At 68.3% G+C, this 15,696-nt stretch carries 20 protein-coding genes and 3 tRNA genes; 11 read left to right on the top strand and 12 right to left on the bottom strand.

Translation table 11 applies throughout. The features are described from left to right. The first annotated feature begins 93 nt into the window (after positions 1 to 93). On the top strand, positions 94 to 753 hold the full coding sequence (locus tag ACTOWY_RS09825; RefSeq protein ID WP_441309285.1) for a M15 family metallopeptidase: 660 nt from the start codon (positions 94 to 96) through the stop codon (positions 751 to 753). Here the strand turns inward: ACTOWY_RS09825 and ACTOWY_RS09820 are convergent. Further along, positions 750 to 1,517 carry a peptidoglycan recognition protein family protein gene (locus tag ACTOWY_RS09820; protein ID WP_441309284.1) on the bottom strand — a complete coding sequence of 256 codons (768 nt, stop codon included), beginning with the start codon at positions 1,515 to 1,517 and terminating at the stop codon, positions 750 to 752. The two genes, ACTOWY_RS09825 and ACTOWY_RS09820, sit on opposite strands and share 4 nt — an antisense overlap. Positions 1,518 to 1,789: 272 nt before the next feature. On the opposite strand from ACTOWY_RS09820, the gene ACTOWY_RS09815 reads away from it, so the two are divergent. After that, positions 1,790 to 2,539: a LuxR C-terminal-related transcriptional regulator gene (locus ACTOWY_RS09815; protein WP_247755389.1), complete on the top strand. Its 750-nt coding sequence runs from the start codon at positions 1,790 to 1,792 to the stop codon at positions 2,537 to 2,539. Between the two features lie 38 nt (positions 2,540 to 2,577). Here ACTOWY_RS09815 and ACTOWY_RS09810 read toward each other — a convergent pair whose 3' ends face one another. From ACTOWY_RS09810 to ACTOWY_RS09795, 4 genes are all read right to left on the bottom strand, one after another. Continuing rightward, complete coding sequence (locus tag ACTOWY_RS09810) at positions 2,578 to 2,880, bottom strand: hypothetical protein (RefSeq protein WP_247755390.1); 303 nt, start codon at positions 2,878 to 2,880, stop codon at positions 2,578 to 2,580. 305 nt (positions 2,881 to 3,185) lie between these two features. Next, positions 3,186 to 5,384, bottom strand: a complete 2,199-nt coding sequence (locus tag ACTOWY_RS09805; protein ID WP_441309533.1) for a heavy metal translocating P-type ATPase — start codon at positions 5,382 to 5,384, stop codon at positions 3,186 to 3,188. Between the two features lie 80 nt (positions 5,385 to 5,464). Continuing rightward, entirely contained in the window at positions 5,465 to 5,674 is a 210-nt protein-coding gene (locus ACTOWY_RS09800) for a heavy-metal-associated domain-containing protein (RefSeq protein ID WP_441309283.1), read from the bottom strand. Positions 5,675 to 5,747: 73 nt separating this feature from the next. Then, a complete protein-coding gene (locus ACTOWY_RS09795) occupies positions 5,748 to 6,044 on the bottom strand; it encodes a metal-sensitive transcriptional regulator (protein ID WP_185000665.1) in 297 nt (98 codons plus the stop codon). Positions 6,045 to 6,236: 192 nt separating this feature from the next. Here ACTOWY_RS09795 and ACTOWY_RS09790 point away from each other — a divergent pair, with 192 nt between their 5' ends. From ACTOWY_RS09790 to ACTOWY_RS09765, 6 genes are all read left to right on the top strand, one after another. Then, complete coding sequence (locus ACTOWY_RS09790) at positions 6,237 to 6,476, top strand: hypothetical protein (RefSeq protein WP_246492451.1); 240 nt, start codon at positions 6,237 to 6,239, stop codon at positions 6,474 to 6,476. A gap of 263 nt (positions 6,477 to 6,739) precedes the next feature. Then, entirely contained in the window at positions 6,740 to 7,369 is a 630-nt protein-coding gene (locus ACTOWY_RS09785; RefSeq protein ID WP_441309282.1) for a ScbR family autoregulator-binding transcription factor, read from the top strand. Positions 7,370 to 7,380: 11 nt separating this feature from the next. Next, entirely contained in the window at positions 7,381 to 8,139 is a 759-nt protein-coding gene (locus tag ACTOWY_RS09780; RefSeq protein ID WP_441309281.1) for an SCO6745 family protein, read from the top strand. 272 nt (positions 8,140 to 8,411) lie between these two features. Continuing rightward, a tRNA-Glu gene (locus tag ACTOWY_RS09775) sits at positions 8,412 to 8,484 on the top strand. Positions 8,485 to 8,504: 20 nt separating this feature from the next. Then, a tRNA-Asp gene (locus ACTOWY_RS09770) sits at positions 8,505 to 8,578 on the top strand. Between the two features lie 35 nt (positions 8,579 to 8,613). Beyond that, positions 8,614 to 8,690: transfer RNA gene (locus ACTOWY_RS09765), tRNA-Phe, on the top strand. 65 nt (positions 8,691 to 8,755) lie between these two features. Here the strand turns inward: ACTOWY_RS09765 and ACTOWY_RS09760 are convergent. From ACTOWY_RS09760 to ACTOWY_RS09730, 7 genes are all read right to left on the bottom strand, one after another. After that, entirely contained in the window at positions 8,756 to 10,081 is a 1,326-nt protein-coding gene (locus ACTOWY_RS09760) for a tyrosine-type recombinase/integrase (RefSeq protein ID WP_441309280.1), read from the bottom strand. A gap of 397 nt (positions 10,082 to 10,478) precedes the next feature. Next, on the bottom strand, positions 10,479 to 10,691 hold the full coding sequence (locus ACTOWY_RS09755; protein WP_441309279.1) for an excisionase family DNA-binding protein: 213 nt from the start codon (positions 10,689 to 10,691) through the stop codon (positions 10,479 to 10,481). Further along, positions 10,688 to 11,116: a hypothetical protein gene (locus ACTOWY_RS09750; RefSeq protein ID WP_441309278.1), complete on the bottom strand. Its 429-nt coding sequence runs from the start codon at positions 11,114 to 11,116 to the stop codon at positions 10,688 to 10,690. Before ACTOWY_RS09750 ends, ACTOWY_RS09755 begins: the two co-directional genes overlap by 4 nt. A gap of 84 nt (positions 11,117 to 11,200) precedes the next feature. Beyond that, positions 11,201 to 12,418 (bottom strand): AAA family ATPase, encoded by a 1,218-nt coding sequence (locus tag ACTOWY_RS09745; protein ID WP_441309277.1) that lies wholly within the window; start codon positions 12,416 to 12,418, stop codon positions 11,201 to 11,203. A gap of 137 nt (positions 12,419 to 12,555) precedes the next feature. After that, complete coding sequence (locus ACTOWY_RS09740) at positions 12,556 to 12,957, bottom strand: hypothetical protein (protein ID WP_441309276.1); 402 nt, start codon at positions 12,955 to 12,957, stop codon at positions 12,556 to 12,558. Then, a complete protein-coding gene (locus ACTOWY_RS09735) occupies positions 12,957 to 13,358 on the bottom strand; it encodes a hypothetical protein (RefSeq protein WP_441309275.1) in 402 nt (133 codons plus the stop codon). Before ACTOWY_RS09735 ends, ACTOWY_RS09740 begins: the two co-directional genes overlap by 1 nt. 1 nt (position 13,359) lies before the next feature. Beyond that, positions 13,360 to 13,620 carry a helix-turn-helix transcriptional regulator gene (locus ACTOWY_RS09730; RefSeq protein ID WP_441309274.1) on the bottom strand — a complete coding sequence of 87 codons (261 nt, stop codon included), beginning with the start codon at positions 13,618 to 13,620 and terminating at the stop codon, positions 13,360 to 13,362. A 231-nt stretch (positions 13,621 to 13,851) separates the two neighbouring features. Between ACTOWY_RS09730 and ACTOWY_RS09725 the strand changes: the two genes are divergently transcribed. The 3 genes from ACTOWY_RS09725 to ACTOWY_RS09715 are packed head-to-tail and all read left to right on the top strand — an operon-like array spanning position 13,852 to position 15,679. Beyond that, the gene (locus tag ACTOWY_RS09725; RefSeq protein ID WP_441309273.1) at positions 13,852 to 14,604 is read left to right on the top strand and encodes a GntR family transcriptional regulator; all 753 of its coding nucleotides are present in this window, start codon (positions 13,852 to 13,854) and stop codon (positions 14,602 to 14,604) included. Further along, positions 14,601 to 15,449, top strand: a complete 849-nt coding sequence (locus ACTOWY_RS09720; protein WP_441309272.1) for a phosphoribosylaminoimidazolesuccinocarboxamide synthase — start codon at positions 14,601 to 14,603, stop codon at positions 15,447 to 15,449. The genes ACTOWY_RS09725 and ACTOWY_RS09720 overlap by 4 nt, the downstream gene beginning before the upstream one ends. After that, positions 15,449 to 15,679 carry a hypothetical protein gene (locus ACTOWY_RS09715; RefSeq protein WP_441309271.1) on the top strand — a complete coding sequence of 77 codons (231 nt, stop codon included), beginning with the start codon at positions 15,449 to 15,451 and terminating at the stop codon, positions 15,677 to 15,679. Before ACTOWY_RS09720 ends, ACTOWY_RS09715 begins: the two co-directional genes overlap by 1 nt. The last annotated feature ends 17 nt before the right edge of the window (positions 15,680 to 15,696 follow it).

Here is a 15,696-nt window from a genome sequence, read left to right as displayed (position 1 = left end):
GCCGACCCCGCCCGCCGACCTGGTGCGCCGGCTGTAGCAGAACCATGACAAGGCGCGGACCAGCCGTGGACATCCGCGGCCGACCGTAGTGGCATGCGCAACCAGACCCCTTACCTGGACGCGCCCACCACACCGATCCAGCTGCCCGGAACCAAGCCACGTCGCCGGTTCCGGGCCTGGAGCGGAGTGGCTGGGCTCAGCCTGACCCTGCTGCTGGTCACCGGCTTCGTCATCTACGGCCTGCCCTCGCCGGAGAACCCCGGCGGCCAGCTCTTCGGCGGCCTCACCGGCGGCACGAGCGCGAACAACCGCACCGGTGGGTCCACCGCCAGCGAGTCCTGCACCTTCCCGGCGCAGCGGGCCGAACGCCTGGAGGTGCCCAGCGAGCTGGAGCCGGACCGGCTGCAGCCGAAGATGCGGGATGCCTTCCAGCAGGCCCGCTGCGCGGCCAAACAGGACGGGGTGGAGATCCTGGTCAAATCGGCCAAGCGCACCGCGGCCGAGCAGCGCAGGCTGTACCGGCAGGAGATCAAGAACCGCGGCTCGGAGGCGGAGGCCCGCAAGTGGGTGCTGCCGCCGGAGGAGTCCGCGCACGTCAAGGGCACCGCGGTGGACGTGAAGCCGCAGTCCGGCGCGAAGTGGCTGGAACAGAACGGCAACCAGTGGGGCCTGTGCCGCACCATCGACCGCGAGTGGTGGCACTTCGAGTACGACCAGGACTGGGTGGGCAAGCGCTGCCCGGCCCCGCGCTAGCCCCGGCGCTGGCCACGCACCAGCCTGGCCACCTCCTGCCGCACCGGCTCGAAGCCGCTGCCCGCGAAGGCGTTGCCTGGGCACTGGGTGGCCACCCAGTCCCGGTGCCTGGCCAGCACCGGACCGTCGTAACGCTGCCCGTCCTCCACGTTGTGGTAGTTCAACCGGGCCAGCGGGTCCAGCCCGCAGAGCAGGCTCAGCGCGGCCAGCGTCCTGGTCAGGGTGCCCACCGCGCGCGGATCGGGCTGCCCGCCGGTGAAATCGCCGAGCAGGCAGATCCCGATGTTGCCCGGGTTGTGGCCGCGCACGTGCCCCGCGGTCACCGTCTCCGCCCTGCCGTTGACCGGCGGCTGCCGGAACACCGCGGGCCCGCCGGTGTGCCTGCCCTGGTAGAGCGTGCCCTCGGGGTCGATCACCAGGTGGTAGCCGATATCGCCCCAGCCCTTGGCCACGGTGTGGCCGTGGTAGATCGAGCGCACCGCCGCGGCCCGGTCCGCGCCGACGCCGATCGCCGAGTGGTGCACGGTCAGGCACTGCACCGGGCTGAAGGTGGCCGGCCAGACCTCGCCCTGCGGGCCGAAGCGCAGTTTCTCGTCCGCGCCCCACTCCGCCCTGGTGCGCAGCCGCACGGCCAGCTCCGGCCGTCCCGGCGCGGCGAGTTCGGCAGGCGGTTGCCTGCTCCCGGCCCAGGCCGGACCGGCGCCGGTGAGCACGGCCCCGGCCACCCCCGCCAGGCCCGTCAGTAGTGCACGGCGCGTAGTCATGGCCACCTCCTGAATCGCAGCGTAATTAGTTGACCACGCAGCGGAATAGGGCACAAACTAGGCCGAATGATCTAGCCACACTGCGCCGATCGTTCGCCTGCGGACAAGTAGACCGATGGGTCGGTTTTGTCCTCCAAACGAGTGACGACGATCGGCGGGAAGTGCAGGTTCCAACGTCAGAATCCCCGGTGGAAGACGACTACCTTCATAGGTGGCGTCACGATCGAGTGTGAGGCGACTCCAAGAAGGCAAGACGTCGAAAGGGGACCGCCGTGGATCCAGTGACACTGCGTGCACGAGCCGCCGGGGTGCGCGCACGAGTCGGCGCTTACCGGGTCGCCCAGATCGATGCCGTTCCGCTCTTCCAGCACGGGGTCGCCGCGGTCCTCGGCCGCGATCCCCGGGTGCAGTGGGTCGGCGCGGCCAGCTCCCCCGGCAGCGCGGTGCAGCTCTGCCGCGCGGCCCAACCGAACGTGCTGCTGATCGACTGCGAACTGGACCCCGGCGCGCACCTGTGCCGGATGCTGACCGGCATGCAGCCCAGCCTGGTGGTGATGACCCTGTTCCGCCCCGGCCAGCGGGCCGCGGGTGAGGTGGAGATCGCCCGGCGCGCGGGCGCCAAGGGCTTCCTGCCGCGCGAACTGGACCCGGCCCGGCTCCCGGAGGCGATCTGCCAGGCGGTGGAGCTGGGGCTGTACGTGGACCCCGCGCTGACCGCGCTGCTCACCCCCGGCCGGGTCATCGGCGCGCAACGCGGCTCCGGACCGGCGCTGTCCAAGCGGGAGTTCGAGGTGCTGCGGCTGATCGCGGACGGGCTGACCGCGAAGAACATCGCGCACCGCCTGGAGGTCTCCGAGGAGACGGTGAAGACCCATGTCCGGCGGATGCTGCGCAAGCTCGACGCTCGGGACCGGGCGCACGCGGTGGCGCTGGCCTACCAGGCCGGCCTGCTCGGGGAAGCAGCGGCGGCCGATGAGGTGGTGCGGTTGATGCCGGTGACCAGGGCGGTCGCGGCGCGCTGAGGCTCGGGATGCTCAGCGCGCCCTGCTGCTGAGCGAGTTCAGTGCGCCTGCTGGCGGAACTCCCAGTCGAGGCGCTGCATGACCCACTCCTGGGCCAGGGCCATCGGGGAGGTCTGGCGCTGCGCGGCCAGCTCGCGGAGCTGCTCGTTGGCGATCAGGCTCAGGCGGAGCTGGTGCACCTCGGCATTGCCGAAGCGGCGGCCGGTGGCCGTGGTCTCGACGTCGGCCTCGGGGGCCAGCGCGGCGAGGTAGTTGTCGAGCTCCGCGTCGGGAGCGAGCAGTTCGGTCTCGGCTGCCGGAGCCGGGCGATGACGGCCGTTCTTCGATCGACTGAGAAGCACGGCAGACACGGTAACGAACCGGTGTCGAGGATACGAGACCTGTGACCTACACGTCAGTGTGTAACACCGCGAACGGGCTATTGACATGGAGAGGCCCCCGCGCCAGGGGGAGGAGCACGGGGGCCGGAGGGGATCTCCACAGGCGCTGACCGGGGGTGTGTCAGCAAAGTGATTGTTGCATGCTCACTCGTCGGTGCCCAGGGATGTCGTGGAAGTTTTTTGTTTATGTCCTGTACTTATTCACCAAAACGGCGTTATGAACATCGGGTGACCGAGTTTGTGCACAGTGTGGATTAAAACCGATCTCACTCGGCCCAAGACCGGAATCGGTGCAAGCGCAAGCTGTTTGTGACCACGAACACACTGGAGAACGCCATCGCCGCGCCGGCCAGCATTGGGTTGAGTACCCCGGCCGCGGCCAGTGGCAAACCTGCCACGTTGTAGGCGAAGGCCCAGAAGAGATTGCCCTTGATGGTGCCGAGGGTGCGCCTGGACAGCCGGATCGCGTCCGCGGCCACCCGCAGGTCCCCGCGGACCAGGGTCAGATCGCCTGCCTCGATGGCCACATCGGTGCCGGTGCCCAGGGAAAGCCCCAGGTCGGCGGCTGCCAGCGCGGGCGCGTCGTTCACCCCGTCGCCGACCATGGCCACCACCCGGCCCTCGCCCTGCAGCCCGCGCACCGCGGCCACCTTGTCCGCAGGCATGACCTCGGCGATCACATCCGCCGCCGGGATGCCCACCTCCGCGGCCACCGCGGCGGCCACCGTGGCGTTGTCCCCGGTCAGCAGCACCGGCCGCAGCCCGAGCTGGCGCAACCTGCGCACCGCCTCGGCACTGGTCGGCTTCACCGTGTCCGAGACCATCAGCAGCCCGGCCGCCACCCCGTCCACCGCGGCCGCGACCACCGTGCGCCCGGACCCCTCGGCCACCCGCACCGCCTCGGCCAGCTCCGCGGTCAGCTCGACCCCGCGCTCGGCCAGCAACCGCGGCCGGCCGACCACCACTGCCCGCCCGGACACCGTTCCCTGCACACCGAGGCCTTCGTTGTTGCCAAAATCGGCCACCGTCGGCAGCTCGCCGACCTCCTTGGCCGCACCGTCGGCGATGGCCCGTGCGATCGGGTGCTCGGAGGCCGCCTCCACCGCCCCGGCCAGCCGCAACAGCTCGATCCGGTCCACGCCCTCGGCCGGGACCACCCCCGCCAGCGTCATCACGCCGGTGGTCACCGTGCCGGTCTTGTCCAGCACGATGGTGTCGACCCGGCGGGTGGACTCCAGCACCTCCGGCCCCTTGACCAGGATGCCGAGCTGCGCGCCCCGCCCGGTGCCGACCAGCAGCGCGGTCGGCGTGGCCAGCCCGAGCGCGCACGGGCAGGCGATCACCAGCACGGCCACCGCCGCGGTCAGCGCGAAGGAGGCGGTGGCGCCCCACAACAACCAGAAGGCCAGTGTGGCCGCCGCGATCACCAGCACCACCGGCACGAACACCGCGGAGACCCGGTCGGCCAGCCGTTGCACCTGCGCCTTGCCCGCCTGCGCCTGCTCGACCAGCCGGGCCATCTGGGCGAGCTGGGTGTCCGCGCCGACCCGGCTGGCCCGGACCACCAGCCGACCGCCCGCGTTCACCGTGCCCCCGGCCACCGCCGTGCCCGGCCCGACCTCCTCCGGCACCGACTCCCCGGTCAGCATCGACCGGTCCAGCGCCGAGGTGCCCTCCTCGACCACGCCGTCGGTGGCCACCTTCTCGCCCGGCCGCACCACGAACAGCGTGCCCACGGTCAGCGCGTCCACCGGGATCCGCCGCTCCCTGCCGTCTGCCAGCACCGCGACATCCTTGGCGCCCAAGGCAAGCAGCGCCCGCAGTGCCGCGCCGCTGCGCCGCTTGGAGCCGGCCTCCAGCCAGCGGCCCAGCAACAGGAACATGGTCACGCCCGCGGCTACTTCCAGGTAGATGTCCGCGGTGCTGGACTCCCGTGGCAGCAGGCTGAACTCGTGCACCATGCCGGGCATCCCGGCCCCGCCCCAGATCAGCGCGTACACCGACCACAGGTAGGCCACCGCGACACCCATCGAGACCAGGGTGTCCATCGTGGTCGCGCCGTGCCGCAGGTTCACCGCGGCGGTGCGGTGGAACGGCCAGCCACACACCAGCACCACCGGCGAGGACAGCGCCAGCGCGACCCACTGCCAGAACGGGAACTGCAACGCCGGGATCATCGAGAGCAGGATGACCGGCAGGCCGAGCAGCGCGGCGATCACGAAGCGCGCCTTGAGGTCCTCGGCCCGCTCGTCAGTAGCTTCACCGTCCACAGTGGACTGTGTGGCCGGTTGCGGCGGGATCGCGGTGTACCCGGCGGCCTCCACCGCCGACACCAGCGCGCCGACGTCCAGGCCGTCCGGGTAGGACACGGTGGCCCGCTCGGTGGCGAAGTTGACCGTGGCGGTCACGCCGTCGAGCTTGTTCAGCTTGCGTTCGACCCGCCCGGCACAGGCCGCACAGGTCATCCCGCCGATGGCCAGCTCGATCCGCCGGCCCGCCTCCGTGGTCGTCACAACCGCTCCCCTCCGCCTCGCCTACCGGATGCTCAGCTGGTGAGCTGGTAACCGGCCTCGGTCACCGCGGCCTGGACCTCGGCCGCGGTCAGCTCGCGCTCGCTGGTCACGGTCACCGCGCCGGTGGGCAGATCCACCGCGACGCCGGTGACCCCGGCGACCTCGGACAGCTCCTCGGTGACCGAGCTGACGCAGTGCTGGCAGGTCATGCCGGTGACGGTGTAGGTGGCGCTGACGGACATGAGTGCTCCTCGTTCAGGTTCAGGGGAAACGGGACCCGCTCACGACTACGGATCCCGGCGGCAGGGCGTTCGGTCAGGACTTGACCAGGCGCGCGATCGCCTCGGCCGCCTCGCGGACCTTGGCCTGGGCCGCCTCGTCACTGGTGCGCGCGGCCTCCACGACACAGCCGGCCATGTGCTCCTCGAGTAGTTCGAGGGCGAAGGCCTGCAGTGCCCTGGTCGCGGCCGAGACCTGGGTCAGCACGTCGATGCAGTAGGTGTCGTCGTCGACCATCCGCTGCAGTCCGCGGACCTGCCCCTCGACTCGACGGAGTCGGCGCAGGTGGGCGTCCTTGCGTTTGCTGTACGGGTGGCTGTGTTCCTCGGCCATGCTGTGAGCATACCCCTAGGGGGTAGGGGTAAACGCCAGAGAGGTGGCCTGGCTCACAGAACGCTTGTCCTGTCAAGGGACAGATTGCCAACCGTTGATTACACAGGGTTCTTGATGAATCACTCGGCGGGGGGCTGTGAGCGAGGAAACCAGTGGCTAGCCTGCCTGCGAAGCCAACGTCGGGGAGGCGCCATGCACGGGTCGCTCGAGGTGCGGAAGTACCTGTGGGAACAGGACGACACGGTTGCCAAGGGCAGCGGGGTGCCGCTGCCGCGGAACGGAGAGCCATCCCGGATCTCCGCGGAACAAGTACACAGGGCGCGCATGGCCGTGGCGCGTGGCGCTTTAGACGCCGAGGACTGCCGCATGCTGCTTGACATGCTGGGACTCGTGCCCAGTGAGGAGGACGGCATCCCGCCGGTGCGGCGGTAGCGCCTGGGCGCGACAAACGATTGGGCCGGTGCGGGACGTGGCCGCGGAAGCCACGCCCCGCACCCCCGAGACGCACACCCCCCGGCGCCCGCCTCGGGCTGCCGCGGCAAAACATACCGAGCGGTCGGCTGGTCCGGCAATGAATCAGTTTCATGGTGTCGCGGACAGCACAGGGTGATGGCCTTTCACCCGGTGGTAGGACCGCTGTGCGGAATCCCGTCGAAGAGGTAACTTGCGGTGCCGCCAGTGATCACGGAGCCGCCATGCCCACGCAGCCAAGAGCCCAGGTCACCCGAGAGTCGATCATGGTCGCCGCCGCGTCGGAGTTCGACCGGCTCGGCTACGCCGCCGTCTCGCTCAGCCTCATCCTGGAACGCTGCGGCGTGTCCAAGGGGGCCTTCTACTTCCACTTCCCGTCCAAGATCGCCCTGGCCGCGGCCATCATGGAGTCCGAACAGGCGCTGTGGCCGGAGCTGACCCGCCGCTGGGACGAACGCGGCCTGGACGCCCTGCGCACGCTGATCGGCTCCACCACCCAGGCGGTTGAGATGATCTCCGGCGACCCCATCGTGCGCGCGGGAGTCCGCCTCTCCACCGACCCGGAAGTGCACGCTTCCGGACTGCGCCCGCAGTACCTGAACTGGGAGTCCCTGCTGACCGTGCTGGCCGAACGGGCCAGGGACGAGGGACTGCTGCGACCGGGTGTCGATCCGGTGGAGGTGGCGCGGGTGCTCAACGCCGTGTTCGCTGGGAACCGGGAGATCGCCGCGGCCCTGACCGGGTACGCGGACTACGTCGCCCGGATGGACCAGGCGTGGCGGGTGCTGCTGCCTGGTATCGCCACTGACGAGTGGCTGACCCAATGGCGAACCGCCTCCGCGGGAGGCGGCTGAGGAGGCAACACGTGACCAGTCCGGTCGAGGTCGCTGAGGCGACCCGGAAACCGCTGGTGAAGCTGGGCGGAGTGTTCATGACCTCGCCCCAGATGAACGCGCACACCAAGGCCCTTGAACTGCCCAGGGGCGGTCTGTACTTCCGCGGCCGGTCCGCGGTGCTGGGCGATCCGTCCTCCACCGTGGTCGCCGAGCTGTACGGCATCTTCCCGAAGTGGCTGATGCACGCGGTGATCCCGCAGGTCACCCAGCTGCTGCCGGCCACGGCCGCGGTGGCCGAGTTCTCCGCGGCCTGCTGGGAGTGGGGCCGCGAGGCGCTGGCCGAGGTCCCGGAGGCCGCCCGCACCGCCGAACTGCTGTTCCAGATCAGCGACGGCGCGGACGCCGGCAACCTGCCGTTGTTCGCCGGCTGGCGGGAGGCCCCACGCCCCGAGGACACCCCGGCCCGGCTGGCGCACGCGCTCAACCTGGTGCGCGAGTACCGCGGCGGCCTGCACTTCGGTGCGCTGCGTGCCTGCGGCATCGGCATCGCCGAGGCGCTGGCGGTCAACCCGGAGAGCGGCAAGCAGATCATGACCAGGCTGGCCTGGCAGGAGGAGGAGGCCGACGCGCTGATCGCGCGCACCGAGGCCAACCCCGACCTGCCCCGCCGCTGGCGCCAGGCCGAGGAGCTGACCGACAACGCGATGGGCCGGACCCTGGCCGACACGCTGTCCGAGGCGGAGCTGGTCGAGTTCCGCGAGCTGATGCGGGCACTGCCGACCCCATGACCGGGCGGATGGGGCAGTGGCGGAACTCACAGGGGTTCGACTGCCGCTGCTCCATCCGGGTAAGTGGGCTCGGATGGGTGACTTCGGCAGGTCGGGCGGGGGCGTCTTGATCGCCGGATGCGCTGGCTCGGTGAGCGTTTTCCCTGGTGGCGAGCTTTCTGGACCCCCGTTTTGGAACTTCGGCCCCCCGTGCCCTAAGCTATCCATGCTCCCAACGGAAAGCCGTTGAGGGTGCAGGAGAACTTCTGATTCACTGGAGTCAGAAACATCCGGCCCCCATCGTCTAGTGGCCTAGGACGCCGCCCTTTCAAGGCGGTAGCGCGGGTTCGAATCCCGTTGGGGGTACGCAGTACAGCACGATGCAAGGCCCAGTGGCGCAGTTGGTTAGCGCGTCGCCCTGTCACGGCGAAGGTCGCGGGTTCGAGTCCCGTCTGGGTCGCAAAAGGGGTTCGCTCCACGGAGCGAGCCCCTTTCGGCCAGGTAGCTCAGTTGGTACGAGCGACCGCCTGAAAAGCGGTAGGTCGGCGGTTCGACCCCGCCCCTGGCCACCATATCTGACCAGGCAAAACAAAAGCCCCCTGATCACTCAGGGGGCTTTTGGGTCTCAGTTCGGGTCTCAGTCGGTACCCCAGAGCAGCCCGCCAACCTGGTCAGCCACGCCGCGCTGGATGACTGCGGTCACGTGCTGGTACCGCCTCGCCATGGCGCTGTTCGACCAGCCCAGCAGCTCCATGACGACCGGCTGAGGAACACCGAGCAGCAGTAGCACCGTAGCCGCAGTGTGCCGGGCGTCATGTAGCCGAGCATCCCGAAGACCGGCCTCGGCCAGCAGCTCTTTCCACTCGGCCAGATCCTGGCGCGGATCAATCGGCCGACCGTTGGGCTGGGTGAACATCCAACCGCCTTCCTGCCACTCCGACCCTGCGTGCTCGCGCTCCTTCGCCTGCTCCTTCTCGTGGTCCAAGACCAACGCGAACAGCTGATCTGGCAACGGAATCCCCCGCTTTCCGGCCTTGGACTTCACCGGGACTTCGACCAGACCTCCGCCGTGGCGTTTCGGGCACCAGCGGGCGTGACTTTCGCAGTTCGCCGGGCAGGGCGGTGGACACGGCTTCCGGCTGTGCCGCTTGCAGGTTTCCTTGCAGGGCAACACTTTGTGGTACCTCGCGCCGCACGCTTTCGGATCATCGCAACCGTGTTGCCAGGTCTGTCGTTGAAGCTGCTTGGGCAGCCGAAGCAGCTTGTTCTTCCTGTCCAGGCGCGACCACTTCGCGCCGATCGCTTCGCCCTGCCGAGGCCCCAATGCGAGCGCGAGCACATACCGCACACCGTTTCGACGGCGAAGCGCACGCCCGATCAGAATCTTGACCTCATCAACGTCGTACGGCTCGATCTCTTCTTCCTCAACCTTCGGTGCCTTCGCCAGTTCGACCGGATTGCGGAAGATGTGCTCTCGGTTCTTGGCCTCCCCGAATGCAGTCCGCGCAGTCCGGTGCACCTGGTGAGCGGTAGCGGGTTTCCGCCCCTGTTGCAGGATCTTCGCGTACAACTTCTCGAAATGCTCAGGCTCGATCTTGTCGAGTCGGTGCGCTCCGAGATGGGGAATCAGCCAGTGATAGACCGCAGTCCGGTACGCATTGGCGGCCTTGTATCGCACGGACGGTTTGGCGATGTTCTCGAACCAGTGCGTAAGCCATGCCTCTACGGTCTGCGCTCGGCCAGGCTTCCGTACCTTCCCAGTTGCTCGCGCCGTTTCCAGCGCCTGAACTGCGTCACTGACTTCTGTCTCGGTTTTGCGTTTGACATGCCGCCGGTCGGGTTCGCCGTTGTCGAGCGTGCCCATGGTGACGCGGCCGTGCCAGAGCTGGTCGTACTCGCTGAAGTAGATGCTGGACGCGCCGTTGGGGGCGCGGGTGCCTTCGGGACGTTTCTTGCGTGGCATGCCCGATCTCCGTTACTCGTAGTGACTGGACTTGGGTGTGCGAGGTCGCGCGGCCGGAGGGGTGAAACCGGCTGCTGGGGGTGTTTTCAGGGGTTGCGGTGCCGTGGCCGCTAGGCGCTAGACCGGCAGGGAGGGACCCGCACTGGGCGTCCGCACGGGCGGTATTCGGGGTGTTTTGGCTGGTCGCTGGTGGTGGGTCCCTGGGGTCCCTCGCTGGTGTTGTCGCTGGTGATGTGAGGGAGGCTGGCCAGGGACCCGCTGAGGGAGAACTCCCTCCCTCCCTGATGGGTCCCTGAGCGGGTCCCTGGCCGGTGGCTGGGTCGGGCTGCTAGCGGAGGTGCTAGGTCTAGCGGCCCTGGCCGCTAGGAATTGAGTCGGCCGGAGGCCGTCCGCTTGGTTACGCCGCGTGAGCGCGGCCGGTGGCGCGTAGCTGGTTGGTGTAGGTGCGGAGGGCGTCCAGGGGGACGCGGCGGCTGCGCCCGATCCGCACGGAGTCGACCGCGCCGTTCTTGAGGAGGGCGAACATCCGGGTGCGGCCGATAGACAGCTGCGCGGCGGCTTGTTCGACGGTGAGCAGGATCCGGGCCGTGGTGGTTGCTGGCGTGGTCATCGGGACTCCTTTGCGGTGGGGGTGTGGCAGGTGGGGCAGAGTCCGTAGCTGAGCAGGATCGGTCCGGCGGCGGTGATCGTGCTGTGCAGCGTGGTGGCGGGCTTGCGGCAGCGGTCGCAGGTGCTGTCCTCGGCCGGGCTGGGGGCGAGCTGGGGGAAGCAGGTCGGGCAGACCAGGTGGCCGGGTGCCCAGACTGCGGCCATGGCGACTTGGGGAGCGGCGCCCAAGTGCCGGCACTTGCGCACGGTGCCGGTGACGATGGCGCACACCAGGGTGGTGAACTGCTCGGCCAGCCACGCCGACGGGGTGGAGCGGGTCAGGGTCATGGACTTCTCGCGGGCGGCGTCGTGCAGCACGCGGTGTGCCTCGGCGCTGGCGGCCTGCACCTGGTCCAGCAGGGCGACGGGGTTGGTGATCGCGGTCATCGGGATCGGTCCTTTCCAGGTCGTTGAGGTCGGTGACACCGGCGGGCGGGGTGTCACCGCCGGTGTCACCGGAGTTTGTGCAGCTCAGGCCAGGTCGGGTGACACGGTGACAGCGGTGACACCCTCTGCGGGACTCGTGTCACCGGCGGGGAAGTACCGGCCGCCCGGCAGGCTCCGCAGTTCGCCGCTCTCGACCATCCGGCGGCAGGTCTGCTTGACCGCGTCCGCCTTGAGTACCAAGGCCGCAGCGATTTCCGAGGGCCGTTGTCCAGGGTTGGCGCGCAGGTGGTTGAGGATGGCTGCGCGGGTGTCGCCCATGGTGTGGTCGCTGGCCGGGCCGTCCAGCAGTGACCACGCGCCGCGTTCGGGGGCGAAGGCGAGTGCGTGTTCGGCTTCTTCGACGTCGCGGCCGGTGATGTGCAGTAGCCCGTCCGCTCGGCCTCGGCCGCGTTCCAGGACCAGCACCGCATCGGCGGCACCGGCGATGCCGTTGGTGCCTGAGACGGTGGCCAGGAAGTCTTCAGCGGCGGCTTTGCGGACGTGGTGGACCAGGACCACCGCGACCCCGTAGCGGTCGGCAAGCCGCTTGGCGTGCCCGACTGCGGCGTAGTCGGCTTCATAAGCCGACATGCCCGCCGGTGGGACACCGCGCATCTTGGCGAAGACGTCGATCACGACCATGCGGGCGGCCGGGTGCTCCTCCAACCACGCCGCAATGGCTGCCACGCCACCGGTAGGGAATGGCGGGCACGCGGTGGCCAGGGTCAGCCCGTCCGGCGCGGGCGCGTCACCGAGCACGATCTCGATCCGGGTGCGCAACCGGCGGGGCGTGTCTTCCAGGGCCAGGTACAGGACCGGTCCGGCCTGGACGGAGATGCGTTCGAAGGCCAATCCTCCGGCAGCTATGGCCAGGCCCAGGGACAGGGACAGCCAGGACTTGCCGACCTTGGGTGGTCCGGCGAGCAGGCTCACCCCTTCGGCGAGAAACCCGGGCACGGCCCAGCGCGGTTCGGGGAACTCCATCCCCATCAGCTCGCTGGCGGTCCAGGCCGAGCGCGGACCGGCAGCCGATCCGGCAGGGCCGAGGGTGAAGCCGCCGGTGCCGCGCGGCAGCACCAGGTTGCTGGTTGCCGGTGCCGTGAACCCGGGTTCGGAGGTGGTGCCGTTGCTGTTGCCGCCAGGTGCGGCGGCAGGTTGTTCGCCGGTGGTTGCGGCCGGGGCGAGAGCGGCTGTACCCGGGGGCGGAACCGCGCGGAGGCGGGGTAGGCCCGGTGCCGGGGTGGTGGTGTCAGGGTGGTTCATGAACGCTCCCACTGGTGGTGTGCGCGGGGTGCTGGTGCGGGGTGCCGGGTGCGGCAGGCCCAGCCGGGCGGAATGCGGCTGGGACTGCCGGACCGGCAGGAACCGGCGGGCCGCAGGGCTGCCGTTTCGGCAGTCGCTCAGCGCCTGGTGAGGCCGAGTCCGTCGACGGCCCAGCCCAGTCGCCACGCCAGGCTGGTGCACCGGTCGTAGCGCCGTTTCGGCACCGGAACGCACCCGGTGGTGGACTGCCCGGTGACGATGCACCGGTTGTAGGCGAGGAGGTTCTCGTCGGTCTGCCGGACCGTGGCGGTGCCGAAACGGCAGACCGTGGCGACTACCAGGGCGGCCACTGCCGAGGCGTCCAGGTCGCCGGTGAGATCGGCGTCGGAGAGCAGCAGCGCGGCGGCGAACTCGCCGTAGCTGCCCAGCTCGAACAGTGCCGTGCCGGTGGTGGTGTCGGTGAAGGTGAACCGCGGATCGCGTGGTCCGGCCTGCCGTCGGGTGACCTGGATTGCGGCGCCGGTGAGGGTGGCGGTCATCAGACTGCCGCCTTGGCGCGTGCCCGGGTGCGTCGGGCCGGGGCGGTGGTGGGGAGGCCGTAGAGCTGGGCGACGCGGTCCCTGGCGTGGGTCAGGGCCTCGGCCCGCTCCGCGTTCAGCCCGCCCTCGCCGATCTCCACCTGGGCCTGCTCCACGGAGGGGGAGGCGTTGAGGAGGGTGTCCATGACCAGCTCGTGCGCCAGGGCGTCCTCGGCCAGGTCGGTGAGCTGCATGCCGCCGGTGAGCAGGACGTAGAGCACGGCGACCAGGTCTTCATAGGAGAGGGCGTAGGTCATGCTGACCTGCACGGTGGCCCGGGTGGTGTTCTGCTGACGCAGGCCGGACAGGCAGTGGGTGGCGTGGCCGCCGATGGTGCCGAAGGCGTGGTTCTGGGGGATCATTTCAGGCCACCTCCGCCGTCTCGTCGGTGTCCAGGTCGGCGGCGGAAGCGTTGTGCCCCATGGCCTTCAGCGCGGTGTAGGCGTCTTCGGCGGCGGCTTCCTCGAAAGCGCGGAGGGCGTACTCGGGGATGCGCAGGGACTTGCCGATGAGCAAGGCGTCGATCTTTCCGGCTTTGATGGCGCGGTAGATGGTGGCCTTGGAGATGTCATACCGTTCGGCGACTGCGTTGACCCGCAGGTAGCGGGTAGTCTGGTCCTGCATCTGATGGCTCCAACCGTTGAGGTGCGCGCCCCGGCCGGTGTTCCCGCACCGCCGGGGCTTCCTGTTGTCTGCCGCAGTCCGTGACTCCGGTGCGACAAGAGAGACAGTAGCAGTGCACTAGTACGCATGCAAGTGGTGCACTAGTGCACGCAAGAGAAGCGCCCTGAACTGCGGAAACGATCTACTGATACGGTGCGTGTGCTAGTACACGGTCTGGTAGAGGAGCGAGCAGTGCCGACCATCGAACGTGCGGAGCCGCCGTACTTGCAGGTCGCTCGACACATCCGCGAACAGATCAAGGCCGGGAAGCTGCAAGACGGGGACCTGGTGCCGTCGTCACGGGAGATCTCCCGGACGTGGGGTGTCGCGATGGCCACGGCCACGAAGGTGTTGGCTACCCTCCGAGCGGAAGGGCTGACTCGCGCCGTGAGCGGCGTGGGCACCGTTGTTCAGACGAATGGAACACTTCACCACTCCGCCCGTGATCGCAGTATCGCGATACATCGAACCGGCAAGATCTACCCACCTGGCCACTACGCCAAGATCCGCACAGCCGTGCTCAGTCCTGCGCCGGCGCTTGCGGCGGACGCGCTGGGTATCCAGGAAGGGGCACCTGCCATCCGCAGGCAGCGAACGACCTACACCGTTGACCACACCCCGGTTTCGACATCGGTGTCGTGGTTCGACGGTGCGCTCGCTGCGAGCTGCCCACTGCTGCTGTCTACCGAACGAATCGTTCAGGGAACAGCGCGATACGTGGAAGAGCAGAGCGGCCGAACGGCCGTGGTGACCTACGTGCAGCACGCCGCAGGCTTCGCCAGTGAGGAGGAAGCTGAGGAGTTGGGCGTCCCGGTGGAATCTGCCGTGCTAGTCAGTCGGAATAGGTTTGTGGATAGTGATGGCGTTGTTCTTGAGTATGGCGAATCGACAGCGCTTCCTGACCACTGGGTATTTTACGAGTACACCAACGAGGAAGCCGAATGAAGCACATTCACAGCGGTAAGGTTCGCGACCTGTACGAGATCGACGGTGATATGCTGTTGGTCGCTTCGGATAGAGTGTCGGTTTATGACGTTTCCCTGCCGACTCCGGTTCCCGATAAAGGTGCTCTCCTTACGCAGTTGTCGGCATGGTGGTTCGACAAGCTTCGTTCGGATGTGCCCAATCATGTGATCTCCAGTGAAGATGTTCCCGCCGAATTCTCTGGCCGCGCTCTCCGCTGCAAGCCGTTGAGAATGATTCAGGTGGAGTGTATTGCTCGCGGCTACCTGGCGGGGCTCGGACTGCGAGAGTACCGGGCGACTGGAGCTGTGTCGGGTGTGCCCTTGCCTGCTGGGCTTGTGGAAGGTAGTCGTCTTCCTGAACCCATTTTTACGCCGACAACAAAGATCTCTGATACGGGACACGATGAGTTCATCACCTTTGCGGATGTAGTGAACGATATCGGTCATGAGACTGCGGAGCGACTTCGTGATCTAACGATCGAGCTGTATGGCAAGGGTGCGGAGCATGCTGCCAAGAATGGAATCATCATTGCAGACACCAAGCTTGAATTCGGCTTTGATTCGGGCGGTGTCCTGACATTGGGTGACGAAGTTCTAACCTCCGACTCGTCGCGTTTCTGGCCTGCTGATGAATGGGAGCCTGGCCGCCCGCAGCATGCGTTTGACAAGCAGTTTGTGAGAGACTGGTCACTGACAACCGGATGGGACAAGACGCCACCCGGACCGGCTATGCCTGATGATATTGTGCAGGCAACGCGGGCGCGTTATATCGAAGTATACGAGCGTATCACCGGAAACCGGTGGGTTAGTAAGGAGTCTGTTTAATGTCGCAGGGTAACCAGACCTACGATCCCCGTCGACTGGTGGAAGACGTTATCGAACTCCTGACCGAGCGCGGACTACAGCCAGACCGTGACAGCGGTACCGCCGTGGATCGGATGACAGCGGCAAGCAAGCTGCTGCGCAACCTGGGCGTCATGCCTGCCGCCGCGCCGGAAGACTGGCTCGACCTGGATGGGCAGCGCGGCTACAACCGCGTTGTGCACGGCGACTAGGTCGCCACGCGCTGGAC

This window comes from Crossiella sp. CA198 (assembly GCF_052078295.1).
Taxonomy (GTDB): Bacteria; Actinomycetota; Actinomycetes; order Mycobacteriales; family Pseudonocardiaceae; genus Crossiella.
Note: the sequence above shows the minus strand (reverse complement) of the source record. Positions and strands in the feature narration are given on the sequence as shown.